The sequence below is a fragment of the Mycolicibacillus trivialis genome (assembly GCF_002102395.1).
Lineage (GTDB): Bacteria > Actinomycetota > Actinomycetes > Mycobacteriales > Mycobacteriaceae > Mycobacterium > Mycobacterium triviale.
In genome coordinates this window covers 15,070-29,069 of the sequence record NZ_LQPZ01000028.1, presented here as the reverse complement: position 1 = coordinate 29,069, position 14,000 = coordinate 15,070, and the positions used below count along the sequence as shown (strand labels likewise).

At 69.2% G+C, this 14,000-nt stretch carries 13 protein-coding genes; 7 read left to right on the top strand and 6 right to left on the bottom strand.

The annotated features are described in order from the left end of the window. Positions 1-165: 165 nt before the first annotated feature. Positions 166-915: an SDR family oxidoreductase gene (locus AWC30_RS10650; protein WP_085110171.1), complete on the bottom strand. Its 750-nt coding sequence runs from the start codon at positions 913-915 to the stop codon at positions 166-168. 141 nt (positions 916-1,056) lie between these two features. Between AWC30_RS10650 and AWC30_RS10645 the strand changes: the two genes are divergently transcribed. After that, positions 1,057-1,977, top strand: a complete 921-nt coding sequence (locus AWC30_RS10645) for a LysR family transcriptional regulator (protein WP_085110170.1) — start codon at positions 1,057-1,059, stop codon at positions 1,975-1,977. Here AWC30_RS10645 and AWC30_RS10640 read toward each other — a convergent pair. Beyond that, a complete protein-coding gene (locus AWC30_RS10640; protein ID WP_085110169.1) occupies positions 1,946-3,463 on the bottom strand; it encodes a glycerol-3-phosphate dehydrogenase/oxidase in 1,518 nt (505 codons plus the stop codon). The genes AWC30_RS10645 and AWC30_RS10640 overlap by 32 nt on opposite strands. 83 nt (positions 3,464-3,546) lie before the next feature. On the opposite strand from AWC30_RS10640, the gene AWC30_RS10635 reads away from it, so the two are divergent. Both AWC30_RS10635 and AWC30_RS10630 read left to right on the top strand, forming a co-directional pair. Further along, positions 3,547-5,127: an FAD-binding oxidoreductase gene (locus tag AWC30_RS10635; RefSeq protein WP_085110269.1), complete on the top strand. Its 1,581-nt coding sequence runs from the start codon at positions 3,547-3,549 to the stop codon at positions 5,125-5,127. Next, the gene (locus AWC30_RS10630) at positions 5,124-6,035 is read left to right on the top strand and encodes a diacylglycerol kinase (protein WP_264000203.1); all 912 of its coding nucleotides are present in this window, start codon (positions 5,124-5,126) and stop codon (positions 6,033-6,035) included. Before AWC30_RS10635 ends, AWC30_RS10630 begins: the two co-directional genes overlap by 4 nt. Before the next feature lie 125 nt (positions 6,036-6,160). Here the strand turns inward: AWC30_RS10630 and AWC30_RS10625 are convergent, their stop codons facing one another. Beyond that, entirely contained in the window at positions 6,161-6,673 is a 513-nt protein-coding gene (locus AWC30_RS10625) for a DUF3145 domain-containing protein (RefSeq protein WP_085110168.1), read from the bottom strand. Between the two features lie 143 nt (positions 6,674-6,816). Further along, the gene (locus tag AWC30_RS10620) at positions 6,817-7,635 is read right to left on the bottom strand and encodes a serine hydrolase domain-containing protein (protein ID WP_085110167.1); all 819 of its coding nucleotides are present in this window, start codon (positions 7,633-7,635) and stop codon (positions 6,817-6,819) included. Between the two features lie 51 nt (positions 7,636-7,686). Between AWC30_RS10620 and AWC30_RS10615 the strand changes: the two genes are divergently transcribed. From AWC30_RS10615 to AWC30_RS10600, 4 genes are all read left to right on the top strand, one after another. Beyond that, the gene (locus tag AWC30_RS10615) at positions 7,687-8,772 is read left to right on the top strand and encodes an S-(hydroxymethyl)mycothiol dehydrogenase (RefSeq protein ID WP_085110166.1); all 1,086 of its coding nucleotides are present in this window, start codon (positions 7,687-7,689) and stop codon (positions 8,770-8,772) included. After that, positions 8,769-9,392, top strand: a complete 624-nt coding sequence (locus AWC30_RS10610) for an MBL fold metallo-hydrolase (protein ID WP_085110165.1) — start codon at positions 8,769-8,771, stop codon at positions 9,390-9,392. The genes AWC30_RS10615 and AWC30_RS10610 overlap by 4 nt, the downstream gene beginning before the upstream one ends. Before the next feature lie 85 nt (positions 9,393-9,477). Then, a complete protein-coding gene (locus tag AWC30_RS10605) occupies positions 9,478-10,566 on the top strand; it encodes a class I SAM-dependent methyltransferase (protein ID WP_085110164.1) in 1,089 nt (362 codons plus the stop codon). Continuing rightward, complete coding sequence (locus AWC30_RS10600; RefSeq protein WP_133053682.1) at positions 10,559-11,653, top strand: DUF2804 domain-containing protein; 1,095 nt, start codon at positions 10,559-10,561, stop codon at positions 11,651-11,653. The genes AWC30_RS10605 and AWC30_RS10600 overlap by 8 nt, the downstream gene beginning before the upstream one ends. A 12-nt stretch (positions 11,654-11,665) precedes the next feature. Here the strand turns inward: AWC30_RS10600 and AWC30_RS10595 are convergent, their stop codons facing one another. Then, complete coding sequence (locus tag AWC30_RS10595) at positions 11,666-13,135, bottom strand: glycoside hydrolase family 183 protein (protein WP_085110162.1); 1,470 nt, start codon at positions 13,133-13,135, stop codon at positions 11,666-11,668. 203 nt (positions 13,136-13,338) lie between these two features. Further along, a complete protein-coding gene (locus AWC30_RS10590) occupies positions 13,339-13,983 on the bottom strand; it encodes a TetR/AcrR family transcriptional regulator (RefSeq protein ID WP_085110161.1) in 645 nt (214 codons plus the stop codon). Positions 13,984-14,000: the final 17 nt, after the last annotated feature.

The following is a 14,000-nucleotide window of genomic DNA, read 5'->3' as shown; positions in this document are numbered from 1 at the left end:
TGCCCAGCGTGCGATCCGTGCGGCCCCCGATCCGGGCGCCCCCGAGCGCGCGATCGGTGCGGCCCCCGACGCCCAACGTGCACGTACTGCGAAAAATCGCGCCGGATCTCGCAGTGGATGCACGTTGGGCGAGGCGGGTGGCGGGCCGAGCTGTAGCGAGTCGGGTTAGCGGGTCGTGTAGCCCCCGTTGGCGAAGAGGGTCTGCCCGGTGATCCAGTGCCCGTCGCCGAGCAGGAACAACACCAGCGGGGCGATGTCCTCGATCTGGGTCAACCGGTTGCCCATGCCCTGCGACTTGTGGAACTCCACCCGCTCGGGGGTCTCCTGCGGGTAGAAGAACGGGGTGTCCATCGGGCCGGGCGCCACGCTGTTGACGTTGATCCCGCGTGACCCGAACTCCTTGGCCGCGGCGCGGGTGAAATGCTCCACCGGGCTCTTGGAGCCGGCGTAGGTGGAATAGCCGTCGGTGAACGCACCGAGCAGCGCGGTCACGATCGTGACCACCGACCCGTTGTCGCCGAGGCAGCGGCCGGCCTCTTTCACGAAGAAGTAGGCGGCTTTGGAGTTGATGTCGAACATCGAGTCGTACTCGGCCTCGGTGGTCTCCAGGATCGGCTTGCGCAGCACCTTGCCGACTGTGTTGACCGCGAAGTCCAGGCCGCCGAACGCGTCGGTCGCGGTGTCGAACAGGGCGGTGACGTTGGCCGGCTTGGTGAGATCTCCGGACACGGTGATCGCCTCGACACCGGCAGCACGGACCGCGGCGGCGGTTCGCTCGGCGTCGGCTTCGCTGGCCTGGCTGTGATAGTGCACCGCGACGTTGACGCCCCGTTCGGCGAGTTGCGTACTGATCAGCCCACCCAGGTTCTTGGCACCTGCAGCGACGACCGCGGATTTTCCGGCCAGGTCTTTCATCGTCGGTTCCCTCTTCTCGTTCGGTGGCGGCACGGGTCGGCGCCAGGGTCGTGTTGCCGAAGCTACGCCACCGAGCCACAAATGAGAAACAGATGTTTCCGGTTTACACACAACAAATATTTGTGGGTACGCTGGCTTCCCATGGCCACCGCTCTGCCGTCCGGCGCCCCCGACCTGCGCCGGTTGGGCTATTTCGTCGCGGTTGCGGAGGCCGGCGGGTTCACCGCCGCAGCCACCCGGCTGCACCTGAGCCAGCAGGCCCTCTCCAGTGCCATCCGCCAATTGGAGAAGGAGATCGGTGCGGACCTGTTGGCGCGCAGCGGACGCCGGGTCAGCCTGACCGACGCGGGCCGGACCCTGTTCGATGAGGGCCGCATCCTGCTGGCCGCCGCCGACACCGTCGCCCGACACACCCGAGCGGCCGCGGCCCCACCGCCGGACACTTTCCTGATCGGGCACTCCCCCGCGATCAGCAGCGCCGACGTCTACACGCTGCTCGCACCGACGATCGCGTCGTTCCCCGACACATCGTTCACCGTGATGCAGCTGTTCCCCGACCGGCTGATCGACGGGGTGCACGACGGGAGTCTGCAGCTGGGTCTGCGCCGCGGGGTGGCCGCCCAGGAGCGGCTGGCCACCGCCACCGCCGGGTACGACCGGATGCGGGTCGCCCTGCGCAGCGAGCACCCGCTCGCGGGCCGTGCGCTCATCGACGTCGCCGACCTCGCCGACACCCCGATCGCGCTGTGGGCGCCGCCGGGCTCATCCTTCTACAGCGATTTCCTGGTCAACGCCTGCCGGCGCGCCGGTTTCGAGCCGCGGTACCGGGTCAGCAGGGTGCAGGGCTGCCCACCGGAGGCCGCGGCACTCACCGAGAACGCCGCCGCGTTCGTCACCGGCCCGGCCGGTTCGGCATTGGACGGCGCGGTGACCGTCGTCGATCTGGCCGGCCCGCTGCTGGTGCCGGTGCAGGCGTTGTGGCAGCCGCATACCCGTTCCGCGGTGCGCGATCGCATCCTTCATCAACCGGTCACGGGAGGAACTCCGCCGCCGCCTCGATGACCCGCTCCCGGTCGGCCGGGACCAGCCCGATGCGGGTCCGGCGGTCCACGATGTCCTCGGCGGTCAGCGCACCCTCGTGGGTGACCGCGAACTCGAATTCGGCGCGCAGTACGTCCATCCCGTCGACGACCGGATCGCTCGGACGCGAACAGCGCGCGGCGCCCAGCACCGCCGGTGCTTCGGCGCCGAACCGAGCCACCAACGAACCCGGCATCCCGGCCGGAATCGTGTCGATTCCGGTGGCGCCCACCAGCGCCAACTCGGCGGTGCGGCACGGCCCGGCCGACAGGCCCCGAAGCCGCACCGCCCGATCGAGGGTGTCCTCGGCCATGTAGCGGTACTCGGTGAGTTTGCCGCCGATCACACTGATGACCCCCGAGTCCGCTTCAATCACCGCGTGGTCGCGGGAGATGTCGGCGCTGCGTCCCTCCCCCGCGTCCACCAGTGGCCGCAGCCCGGCGTAGGAGCCGATCACGTCGGGGCGGGACAGCGTGGTGGCCAGCGCGGTGTTGACCACCGACAGCAGGAAGTCGATCTCAGCCGAGGACGGCTGCGGCACATCGGGGACTGGGCCCGGTGCCTCTTCGTCGGTCAAGCCGAGATAGACCCGCCCCAGCTGCTGCGGCATCGCGAAGACGAACCGGTTGAGTTCGCCGGGGATCGGCACGGTCAGCGCCGCGGTGGGGTTGCCGAAGGCGGCGGCGTCGAAGACCAGGTGGGTGCCGCGGCTCGGCCGCAGTCGTAGCCCCGGGTCGATCTCGCCGGCCCACACCCCGGTCGCGTTGATCACCGCGCGCGCGCTCACCTCGAAGGTCGCTGCGGTCCGGGTGTCGGTGAGCCGCGCCGACGTTCCGGTGGCGTGGGAGGCGGCCACATAGGTGAGGATCCTCGCGCCCAGCCCGGCCGCGGTTCGGGCCACCGCGGTGACCAGCCGGGCATCGTCGACCAGCTGGCCGTCGTGGGCCAGCAGACCACCGGTCAAGCCGTCGCGGCGCACGGTGGGTGCGAGTGCCGCCGCGCGGGCCGCGTCGACGCGCCGCGACCGCGGCAGCACCGCGGCGGGCGTGCCGGCCAGCCGCCGCAGCGCATCCCCGGCGAGGAAGCCAGCCCGTACCAGCGCTCGTTCGCGGCGGCGCATCGAGGGCAACAACGGCACCAGCTGCGGCATCGCGCGCACCAGGTGCGGGGCGGTGCGGGTCATCAGGATGCCGCGTTCGACCGCGCTGCGTCGGGCGATGCCGACGTTGCCGGTGGCCAGATAGCGTAGGCCGCCGTGCACGAGTTTGGAGCTCCACCGGCTGGTGCCGAATGCCAGGTCGTGTTTCTCCACCAGCGCCACGCTCAGCCCGCGCGCCGCCGCATCGAGTGCGATGCCGGTGCCGGTGATGCCGCCGCCGATGACCAGGACGTCCACCGCGGGACCGTCGGCCAGCGCGGACAGCTCCGCGGCGCGCCGTGCCGCGGACAGCGCGGTGGCATCGGACATCACGGGTATCCGTTCGGGGTCGGTATTGCCATACTGTGGCCATGACGGTACCCGGCGATGACGGTGCGGGACTGCTCCCGCCGATGAAGTGGAACGCCTGGGGCGACCCGGCGGCCGCCAAACCGCTCTCCGACGGGATCCGCGGGCTTCTCAAACAGGCTCTGGGAGTCGAGGATTCGCCGACGCCCGAACTCGATGCCGACCAGGTGGTGCTGACCTCGTCACTGCTCTCCGACGCCGACCGCGCATCGCTGGCCGACATCGTCGGCACGGAGCACTGCCGCACCGACGAGCGCAGCCGGCTGTTGCACGCCGGTGGCAAGTCCACCTTGGACCTGCTGCGCCGGCGCAGCAGCGACCCGCAGGACGCCCCGGACGCGGTGCTGATGCCCGGTGACGAGACGCAGATCGCCGCAATCCTGGAACACTGTGCGGCCAATCGGATCGCGGTGGTGCCCTTCGGTGGCGGCACCAGTGTGGTCGGCGGGCTGGACCCGTTGCGCGAAACGTTCAATGCGGTGGTGGCGCTGGATCTGCGCCGCCTCGACCGACTGCTGGGAATCGACGAGATCTCGGGCGAAGCCGAACTGGAAGCCGGGGTGACCGGGCCCGCGGCTGAGGAACTGCTGGGTGCGCACGGGTTCTCGCTGGGGCACTTCCCGCAGAGCTTCCAGTTCGCCACGATCGGCGGGTTCGCGGCCACGAGATCCTCGGGGCAGAACTCCGCGGGCTACGGGCGGTTCGACGACATGGTGCGCGGTCTGCGGGTGGTCACTCCCGCCGGGGTCCTCGAGGTGGGGCGGGCGCCGGCCTCGGCGGCCGGGCCCGATCTGCGCCAACTGATGCTCGGTTCGGAGGGCGTGTTCGGGGTGATCACCCGGGTGCGGGTCCGGGTGCATCCGGTTCCGCCCAGCAGCCGCTATCAGGCGTGGTCCTTTCCGGATTTCGCCACCGGAGCCGACGCGCTGCGCGCGGTCACCCAAACCGGCACCGGGCCGACGGTGATCCGGCTCTCCGACGAGGTCGAGACCGGGATCAACCTGGCCACCACCGAGTCCATCGGCGAGGAGAGCATCACCGGCGGTTGCCTGGCGATCACGGTGTTCGAGGGGTCCGCCGAGCACACCGCGAGCCGGCAGGACGAGACCGCGGCGCTGCTCGCGGCGCACGGCGGAACGTCGCTGGGTGAGGGGCCTGCGCGGGCTTGGGAGCAGGGCCGGTTCGCGGCGCCCTACCTGCGCGATTCACTGCTGGACGCCGGCGCGCTCGCCGAGACGCTGGAGACCGCAACCCGCTGGTCCAACCTGGCCACGCTCAAAACCGCGGTCACCGAGGCACTCACCGGGTCGCTGTCCGACAGCGGCACCGCGGCGCTGGTGATGTGCCACATCTCGCACGTCTACCCCACCGGCGCATCGCTGTACTTCACCGTGGTGGCCGCCCAGCGCGGCGACCCGATCGCGCAGTGGCGGGCGGCCAAGACGGCCGCGTCGGAGGCGATCATGGCCAACGGCGGGACGATCACCCACCATCACGCCGTCGGCGCCGACCATCGGCCCTGGCTGGACGCTGAGGTCGGCGATCTGGGCGTCGAGGTACTGCGGGCGGTCAAGGCGGTGCTGGATCCGGCCGGAATCCTCAACCCAGGCAAGCTGATCCCGTGACCACCCGCCGCATCGAGCGGGTGACGATGCTGGCCAACCCGGCGGCCGGCCACGGCAACGCCACCGGTGCCGCCGAGCGGGCCGTCGCCCGGCTGCAGGAACGCGGTGTGGACGTGACCGTGGTGGTGGGTCGCGACGCCGCGCACGCCCGCCGACTGGTCGACGACGCGCTGGCCGCCGGCACCGACGCGCTGGTCGCGGTGGGCGGCGACGGGGTGATCTCGCTGGCCTTGCAGGCGCTGGCCGAATCCGGTGTGCCGCTGGGGGTCATCCCCGCAGGCACCGGCAACGACCACGCCCGCGAATACGGGTTGCCCACCGCCGACCCGGATGCCGCCGCCGACATCGTCGCCGACGGATGGGCCGACACCGTCGACCTGGGCCGCATCGAGCACGCGGGCGGAACGTCGTGGTTCGGCACGGTGATGGCGGCCGGGTTCGATTCCCTGGTCAGCGACCGGACCAACCGGATGCGCTGGCCGCGCGGCCGAATGCGCTACAACCTGGCCATCCTGGCCGAACTGTCCCGACTGCGCCCGCTGCCGTTCCGGCTGTCCTTCGACGGCGGCGAGCCGGCGAGCACCGAGCTGACCCTGGCGGCGGTGGGCAACACCCGCAGCTACGGCGGCGGCATGCTGATCTGCCCCGACGCCGACCCTCGCGACGGGTTGCTGGACGTCACCATGGTGCGTTCGGGTTCCCGCACGAAGCTGCTGCGGCTGTTCCCCACCGTTTACAAGGGCACCCACGTCGAGCTCGACGAGGTGAGCACCGCTCGGGCGGCCTCAATTCGGGTGGATTGCCCCGGCATCAACGCCTACGCCGACGGCGACTACGTCTGTCCGCTGCCTGTGACCGTCTCGGCGGTCACAGGCGCGCTGCAGATCCTGCGGCGCGACGCGGGGTGAATCTCCGGAGCGGGAAGGCCCATCCGCGAGTGAAGTACGACGGCGGGCAGCGGCGCCGGATTTCGCCCTGGAACTTCATTCGAGACCGGACTCACCACCGGCGGCGGGCTCAGCCGGCGGCGGGCTCAGCCGACCCCGCGGCTCAGCCAGTTGCCCTCACCGGTCTCGCCGCCGTTGCGGTAGGGCTCCAGCGCCTCGTCCCAGGCGATACCGAGCACCGTGTCGAGCTCGGCGACCAGCACGTCGGATCCGGCGTCCATCAGCGAGCGCAGCCGCATCTCCCCGACCATGATGTCGCCGTTGGCGCTCATCGCACCGCTCCACAGTCCCAACTGCGGGGTGTGGGAGAAACGTTGACCGTCCACGCCCGCGCTGGGGTCCTCGGTCACCTCGAAACGCAACACCGACCAGGACCGCAGCGCGTCGGCCAACCGTGCACCGGTGCCCACCGGACCGACCCAGTTGGTCACCGCACGCAGTTGGCCGGGCATCGCCGGTTGCGGAGCCCACTCCAGATTCGCCCTGGCCTGCAGGGTCGACGACAGCGCCCACTCGACATGCGGGCACACCGCCGCGGGTGAGGCGTGGATGTAGACCACGCCGGTAGTCGCGTCGGCGAATTGGTTCGACGCACGCATCTGCTGCTCCTTACGGTTCCGCTAGGGACGTCTTCCCCAACGGCCTGGCGGAACCGAAAGCACGATGCAACTGTGTCGTACGCGTCTATTGTGCCTTGTGAGACCCCTGTTGCGCTAGTCTCCGCACGATTCTCATGGGTCTCTCAGGCGCTCTCGGCCAGGACCGCGTCCGAGAGCGCCGGCCACAGCGGCGTCGCCCACTCCCCGAAGGGCCGGTCGGTGAGCACGACCAGCGCTTTGGCGCGTTCGGGGTCGACCCACAAAAGCGTGCCGGTCTGCCCGAAATGGCCGTAGCTGCGCGCCGAGTTGGTCTGACCGGTCCAGTGCGGCGACTTCTCCCCCTTGATCTCGAAACCCAGTCCCCAGTCGTTGGGGCGCTGGACTCCGAAGCCGGGGAGCACGCCGTCGAGGCCGGGGAACTGCACCGAGGTGGCCTCGGTGTGCATCTGTTCCGACACCGTCGTCGGCGCCAGCAGATCGGCGGCGAAGGCGGCCAGGTCGGCCACCGTGGAGGTGGCGCCGTAGCCCGCCGCGTCCGCGCCACCGCCCAGCTCGGTGGCGGTCATGCCCAGCGGACGGCAGACCGCCTCGAGCACGTAGCTGTCGAAGTCGATCCCGGTCACCCGCTGCAGCGTTTCGCCCAGGACGGTGAACCCGTAGTTGGAGTAGATGCGCCGGGTGCCCGGCTCGGCGAGCACCTGATCGGAGTGCATCGTGTACCCGGAGGTGTGCGCCAGCAGGTGTCGGACGGTGGAACCGGGCGGGCCGGCCGCGGTGTCCAGCTCGAAGGCCCCCTCCTCCACAGCGACCTGTGCGGCGCGTGCGACCAACGGTTTGGTCACCGACGCCAGCGGGAAGGGCCGGCCGGTGTCGCCGCGGGTGGCCGACACGCCGCCCGGGCCGACCACCGCCGCCGCGACGTTGTGGACCGGCCAGTCGTCAACCAGATCGAGGGCAGCCATCGCCAAGCAGCCTAGCCTCGACAGGCACCAAGCAACCGATAGGTTGTAGGCATGGGTCAAACAGTTCGTGGTGTGATTTCACGGTCCAAAGGTCAGCCCGTCGAGTTGGTCGACATCGTCATTCCCGACCCGGGGCCGCACGAGGTGGTGGTCGACATCATCGCGTGCGGGGTGTGCCACACCGACCTGACCTACCGCGACGGCGGCATCAACGACGAATACCCGTTCCTGCTCGGCCACGAAGCCGCAGGCACGGTCGAGTCGGTCGGCTCGGAGGTCACCGCGGTGGCCCCCGGTGACTTCGTGGTGCTCAACTGGCGGGCGGTCTGCGGTGAGTGCCGGGCGTGCAAGCGCGGTCGGATCCGGTACTGCTTCGACACCTTCAACGCCGAGCAGCCGATGACGCTCACCGACGGCACCGCGCTGACCTCCGCCCTGGGGATCGGCGCGTTCGCCGACAAAACGCTCGTGCACGCCGGCCAGTGCACCAAGGTCGACCCGGCGGCGGACCCGGCGGCGGCCGGGCTGCTCGGCTGCGGGGTGATGGCCGGAGTCGGTGCGGCGATCAACACCGGTGCGGTGAGCCGCGACGACAGTGTCGCGGTGATCGGCTGCGGCGGTGTGGGTGACGCCGCCATCGCGGGTGCGGCGCTGGTCGGCGCCAGGCGCATCATCGCGGTCGACACCGACGCCACCAAGTTGGAGTGGGCCCGCGAATTCGGCGCGACCCACACGATCAACGCCCGCGAGACCGACGTGGTCGAGGCCATCCAGGAACTCACCGACGGGTTCGGCGCCGATGTGGTGGTCGACGCGGTCGGCACGCCGACAACCTGGGAGCAGGCGTTCTACGCCCGCGATCTGGCCGGCACCGTGGTGCTGGTCGGGGTGCCGACGCCGGACATGCGCATCGACATGCCGCTGGTGGATTTCTTCTCCCGCGGGGGGTCGCTGAAGTCCTCCTGGTACGGCGACTGCCTGCCCGAACGCGATTTCCCCACGCTGATCGATCTGTATCTGCAAGGACGGTTTCCATTGGACAAGTTCGTCACCGAACGCATCGGGCTCGACGGCGTCGAGGAGGCGTTCAACAAAATCCACTCCGGTGAGGTGCTGCGTTCGGTGGTGATCCTGTGACCGGCATCCAGCGCGTGGTGACCAGCGGCACGTTCGAACTCGATGGCGGCAGTTGGGAAGTCGACAACAACATCTGGGTCGTCGGCGACGACTCCGAGGTGATCGTCTTCGACGCCGCCCATGAGGCCGGACCGATCAAGGAGGCCGTCGGTGGGCGCCGCGTGGTCGCCGTGGTCTGCACCCACGGCCACAACGACCACGTCACCGTCGCCCCCCAGCTCGGCGAGGAGTTCGACGCGCCGGTGCTGATGCACCCGGCCGACGACATGCTGTGGCAGATGACCCACCCGGACAGGCGCTACCGTCCGGTCGAGGACGGCGACACCCTGCAGGCCGGCGGCATCGAGTTGCGGGCGCTGCACACCCCCGGGCACTCGCCCGGCTCGGTCTGCTGGCATGCCCCCGACCTGAGCGCCGTGTTCAGCGGCGACACCCTGTTCCAGGGCGGACCGGGTGCGACCGGGCGGTCCTTCTCCGACTTCCCGACGATCCTGGCGTCGATCTCCGAACGGCTCGGCAAACTGCCCGGCGACACGGTCGTCTACACCGGCCACGGTGACTCGACCACCATCGGCGACGAGATCGTCAACTACGACGACTGGGTGGCCCGCGGGCACTGATCGTCACGGCGAACCCGGTCGCGGGCGCTGACCGCGACGACTACGGTCGACGGTGAACAGGGTGCGAGCCGCGAGGAGTTGACTGGTGCCGGAATCCAGCATTGTCGTTCGGCCGGAGCCGGAAGACAGTGCCTCCTACCTTCCGTCGTCCCGCCTGGAGACGGCCGGGTTGGCCCGTGCGGTCGAGTTGTTCAAGGCCGCCGCCGAAGCGGTGCCGCTGTATCCACCCCCGCAACCGTTGGTCATCGCCGACTACGGCGCCTCGACCGGCTACAACTCGCTGCTGCCGATCGCCGCCGCGGTCGACGCGCTCCGGCAACGCACCCGCGCCGAACACGCGATCCTGGTCACGCACACCGATTTGCCGGAGAACGATTTCTGCGCGCTGTTCCGCACCCTCGACGGCGACCCGGACAGTTACCTCAGCCGCGACCCGGCGTGTTTCTCCTCGGCGATCGGCCGCTCGTTCTACGACCAGATCGTGCCGTCGAACACCGTCACCCTGGGCTGGACGTCGTGGGCGGTGATGTGGTTGCGGCGGGTCCCCAGCGACCTGCCCGACCATGTCTTGGTCGCGTTCAGCGCCGATACAGACGCCGCGGCGGCCTACACTCGCCAGGCCGCCCAGGACTGGCAGGATTTCCTGGCGTTCCGGGCCAGGGAACTGCGCCCCGGCGGCCGGTTGGTCGTGCTCACCGCCGCGGTCGGTTCCGACGGGCGGTTCGGCTTCCAGCCGTTGGTCGATGCCGTGATGACCGCACTCAACGAGCAGGTCGGACACGGTTTGATCAGCGCGGAGGAACTGCGCCGCATGGTCATTCCGATCGTGGCGCGCTCGGAGCGGGACCTGCGTGCGCCGTTCGCGCCGAACGATAGGTTCGAGGGTCTGCAGGTGGAGCACCTCGAGATCTTCGACGCCGGTGACCGGTTCTTCACCCAGTATCGCCGCGACCAGGACGCCGCCGCGTTCGGCGCCCAGTGGGCCGGTTTCGCCCGGGCGTCGCTGTTCGGTGTCCTGCTGCTGGGCCTCGACGGCGGCCCGACCGACCCGCGTGCCGGCGAACTCTGCGACGCGCTGGAGGCATCGGTCGCGGCGGTTTTGGCGAAAGACCCCGAGCCGGTGCGTATTCCCATGGCGGGCGTGGTGGTGGTCAAGCGCCAGCGCGGTGGCTGATTCACTCCTACCGCAGGCGCGGGCAACGATTCTCGCCGCGAAACAGCACCGGCACCCTATCCTCGCATCCATGGGGACGCCAGATGCGTTGGTGACGAGCGGTGCTCGGAACTACGGCCGTTTCGATGACCGGGTGCCGATCACCAATCCCGCCGACGCTTACCGCGGCTTCTCGCGGCTGTGGCACCGGTTCCGGCTGAAGGAATGGATCGGCTTCCTGTTGGTCCATCCGGAGATGTCCGGCGCCATGATCATGCAAGACGTCCGGTACATCGCGTCATCGGAACTGTTCATCCGCGACGTGAGGACGAACCGTCTGGTTGAGAAGGACGTGATCCTGCGCGGCGGCAGCATCGGACTGCCGCCGGATCTGAGGCACGGCGGACGTTGCACAGTCGAGAAATCCGGCTATCGACTGCAGTACGGTTTCGAACTCAGCGCGAAAACGATCTCGCTTGAGTTCGATTGCGCGGCCGACCGGCGCGGCCCTGCGATCGCCGGGTCACTCACCCTTGACGTCGAGGACGCGATCCCGGCACTGAGCATCAGCGCGAAGATCACGCCGACCATCGACTACTACACGTTCAAACAACCGTTTCCCGCCGAGGGCACGGTCACCGTCGGCGATCGGACCTACGTGTTCGATCGCACCAGGGATTTCGCGCTCATTGATGAGAATCGCTCGTACTTCCCGTATTCCACCCGCTGGACATGGGGCACGTTCGCCACCCGCGTCCCGGCCGGGGTCATCAGTTCCAGCTTCGTCGACCGCTCTGAGTTGAGCGATGCCGACGACGAGTCCTCGAACTGGGTACCCGGTGGTGTCGAACCGCTGGTCGGCATCACCTTCGAGTTCGACCCGGCGAATCCGATGAGCACCGCTCGTGTCCGAGACCGGGACGGCCGGCTCGACGTGACGTTCACCCCGTCCGGTCACAAAGACGTCGACGTCAACCTGCTCGCCGCCGCGATCGACTACATCCAGGTCGCCGGGACCTACCGGGGCGCCGTGACCTCGCTGGCCGGTGAGGTCTTCACCTTTGCCGAGGCACCGGGGGTACTCGAACGGATGAAGACCCGGTTCTGACGCTGCGCGAGACTACGACACCGTCGCTTTCATCAACGCGACGTTGTAGTTCGACCACTGCGACATCGTGAAGTACAACTCGTTGCCGTCCCCGGTGATGACCGGTGACCACGGGTGGATGTAGGGCGCGTAAATACCGCCCTTGCCTGCGGCTGACACCAGGGTGGTCGCGTCGCTCCAGGGCCCTTCGGGGTTCTCGGCGGTGCGCATCACGACGTTGTTGAACGTGTTGGTGTAAAGCATGAGGAACTTGTCCAGCTCCTTGCTGTAGGCCACCGAGAGTTCGCTGGTGCGGTCGAAGACCACCTGGATGGCCAGGAAGGGGAACCAGCGCACCCAGCCGAACGGGGTGTAGTACTCATACGCCCACCGGTCGGTGATCTGACCTTCGGCGACCCGGGACAGGAACACCGAACCGCCCCGTCCGGGCGTGGTGCCGTAGGCGTAGACGTAGCCGTCTTTTTTGACGTAGGCCTGCTGTTGGAAGTTCTGCTCGCCCCACATGAAGAACACGCTGGGTACCGCGAAGAACATGCTCGGCCGGATGCTGGATTGCGGCACCGTCCAGTTCTCGCCGTTGTCGTTGGAGACCGCGATCGCCGAGAAGTTGGTCGACCAGGAGCCGGGCTGGCCCCAGGCGGAGATCGACATGAAGTTGATGTACTGGGTGGTGCCGACCGAGATCGCCGCGGTCGGGATGATCGTCACCTCGTTGGCGAGGCCCAGGCTGTTGATGATCTGCTTGGAGAAGTTGGGCCGGTTCGCGTTCACCGGCGAGCCTGCCTTGAGGTTGCCGTATTGCGCAGCCGGGACCGAGATGCCGTGCGCCGGGTCCGTGTCGGAGGTGCGGAACAAGACGTTGCTACGCCATTCCTGTCCCGGAATGTCGCAGTTTCCGAAGGTGTCGCCGAACGCCATCAGCAACTGCCGGTCCGCACCGGAATAGCCGTTGTCCCACATGATCCCGAGGTCGGTGCCGGAGATCCCGAACCGCGAGTAGGTGTTGTTGGGCGCGATATTCCCCGGGCCGGTCGCCCCGGTGACCCACTCGACCATCGTCGCCTCGCCTTCCGCCGCCACCGCGGTCGGCGCGGCGGACCGCGGTTGGGCCGGTTCGGTGACGTTGCGGGCGATGGAGTCCGGCGTGAAATCGTCCGGCAGCACGCTCTGCGGTACCGCCGGGTTGGGCACCGGTTGCCCGGAGGCGTCGGGCAGCAACGCCGCGCTGGGCGTCATGATCGCCGAGTCGGGGGCCGTGACCGTGCCCGGCTCGGCCGGCTTGCGACCGATCGGCAGGTGCAGGATCGGCAGCCGCGGCAGCATCCGCTGCTGGGGGGCCTGCTGCGGCATCATGCGCGACTGCGGACCCGGAACGAAGACCGAGCACGGGTCAGCCGCGGCCGGTGCGGCGACGACGACCGGCGCGACCGCGGTCAGCGTGGCCACCAGCGCCGCAGCACCCAACCGCCGATGAACCTTCATCTCACCTTTCGCGCACCCGTCATGGCGGCGACGACCGGTCACCGCTGATATGCCTGTGACGCTAGCGTCAAAAGTGGAGTCTGAGATTTCTGAGGTTTGAAACGGGACCGGTCCGTGACCGCGCCGTAACCGGTCCGTCGGCGGGGTGTCGTTCACCGAGCGTGCAGGCTACGCGGCGATTCGGGCCGATCGGCAGTAGATCCCTACACGCTCGGCGCGGCCGAGGCGCGGCGATCGACCGCCCGCAGTTGGTGCGCCTCGATCGCGCCACCGAGCCAGCGCCGCAGGAAGGCGCGCCGCTCTCCCGCAGACCGGGCCGGCGCGTCCGGTACCGCGAAGAACGACAGCATGATCCGCAGGGTGAACTCCACCAGTTCGCCCAGGTCGGTCTCATCGAAGCCGTGCGCGGCCCAATCGACGTCGAAGCGGGCGATCATCCGCATCCCGAATGCGCGCGCCTCGTCGGAGGCCAGATCCACGGTGTGGTCGTGTCCGTAGGATCCCGACAGCAGAATGCCCAGGTGCGGCGTGTGATGCACCGTCTCCAACGTGTAGGCCGTTCCCGCGGTGAGCGCCTCGGCCGGGTCGGTGATGCCCGCGACGTGGTCGGTGAGCTGGTCGAGGAACCCGTCCACCGAGGCGATCGCAGCCGCCCGCATCAGCGCGTCGGCGGTCGGGAAATAGCGGTAGACGGTTTGGCGGATCACCCCGAGCGCGGCGGCGACGTCGGCGATGGTGACCGCGGCGCCGGTCTTGGCGATGAGCTCGACCGCCGCGGCGACGATGCGTTCGACCGCCTCGTCGTCGGCTTGCGGCGGCTGTCCGCCCCACCCCCGCCTGCGTGCCATCGTCTGCGCCCGTTCCT

Excerpts from the sequence above, each read along its gene's own strand:
- AWC30_RS10595 (WP_085110162.1), bottom strand. The coding sequence starts at position 13,135 with ATGAAGGTTCATCGGCGGTTGGGTGCTGCGGCGCTGGTGGCCACGCTG.
- AWC30_RS10620 (WP_085110167.1), bottom strand. The coding sequence starts at position 7,635 with ATGGCTGCCCTCGATCTGGTTGACGACTGGCCGGTCCACAACGTCGCG.
- AWC30_RS10640 (WP_085110169.1), bottom strand. The coding sequence starts at position 3,463 with ATGTCCGATGCCACCGCGCTGTCCGCGGCACGGCGCGCCGCGGAGCTG.
- AWC30_RS10635 (WP_085110269.1), top strand. The coding sequence starts at position 3,547 with ATGAAGTGGAACGCCTGGGGCGACCCGGCGGCCGCCAAACCGCTCTCC.
- AWC30_RS10645 (WP_085110170.1), top strand. The coding sequence starts at position 1,057 with ATGGCCACCGCTCTGCCGTCCGGCGCCCCCGACCTGCGCCGGTTGGGC.
- AWC30_RS10650 (WP_085110171.1), bottom strand. The coding sequence starts at position 915 with ATGAAAGACCTGGCCGGAAAATCCGCGGTCGTCGCTGCAGGTGCCAAG.
- AWC30_RS10590 (WP_085110161.1), bottom strand. The coding sequence starts at position 13,983 with ATGGCACGCAGGCGGGGGTGGGGCGGACAGCCGCCGCAAGCCGACGAC.
- AWC30_RS10615 (WP_085110166.1), top strand. The coding sequence starts at position 7,687 with ATGGGTCAAACAGTTCGTGGTGTGATTTCACGGTCCAAAGGTCAGCCC.
- AWC30_RS10625 (WP_085110168.1), bottom strand. The coding sequence starts at position 6,673 with ATGCGTGCGTCGAACCAATTCGCCGACGCGACTACCGGCGTGGTCTAC.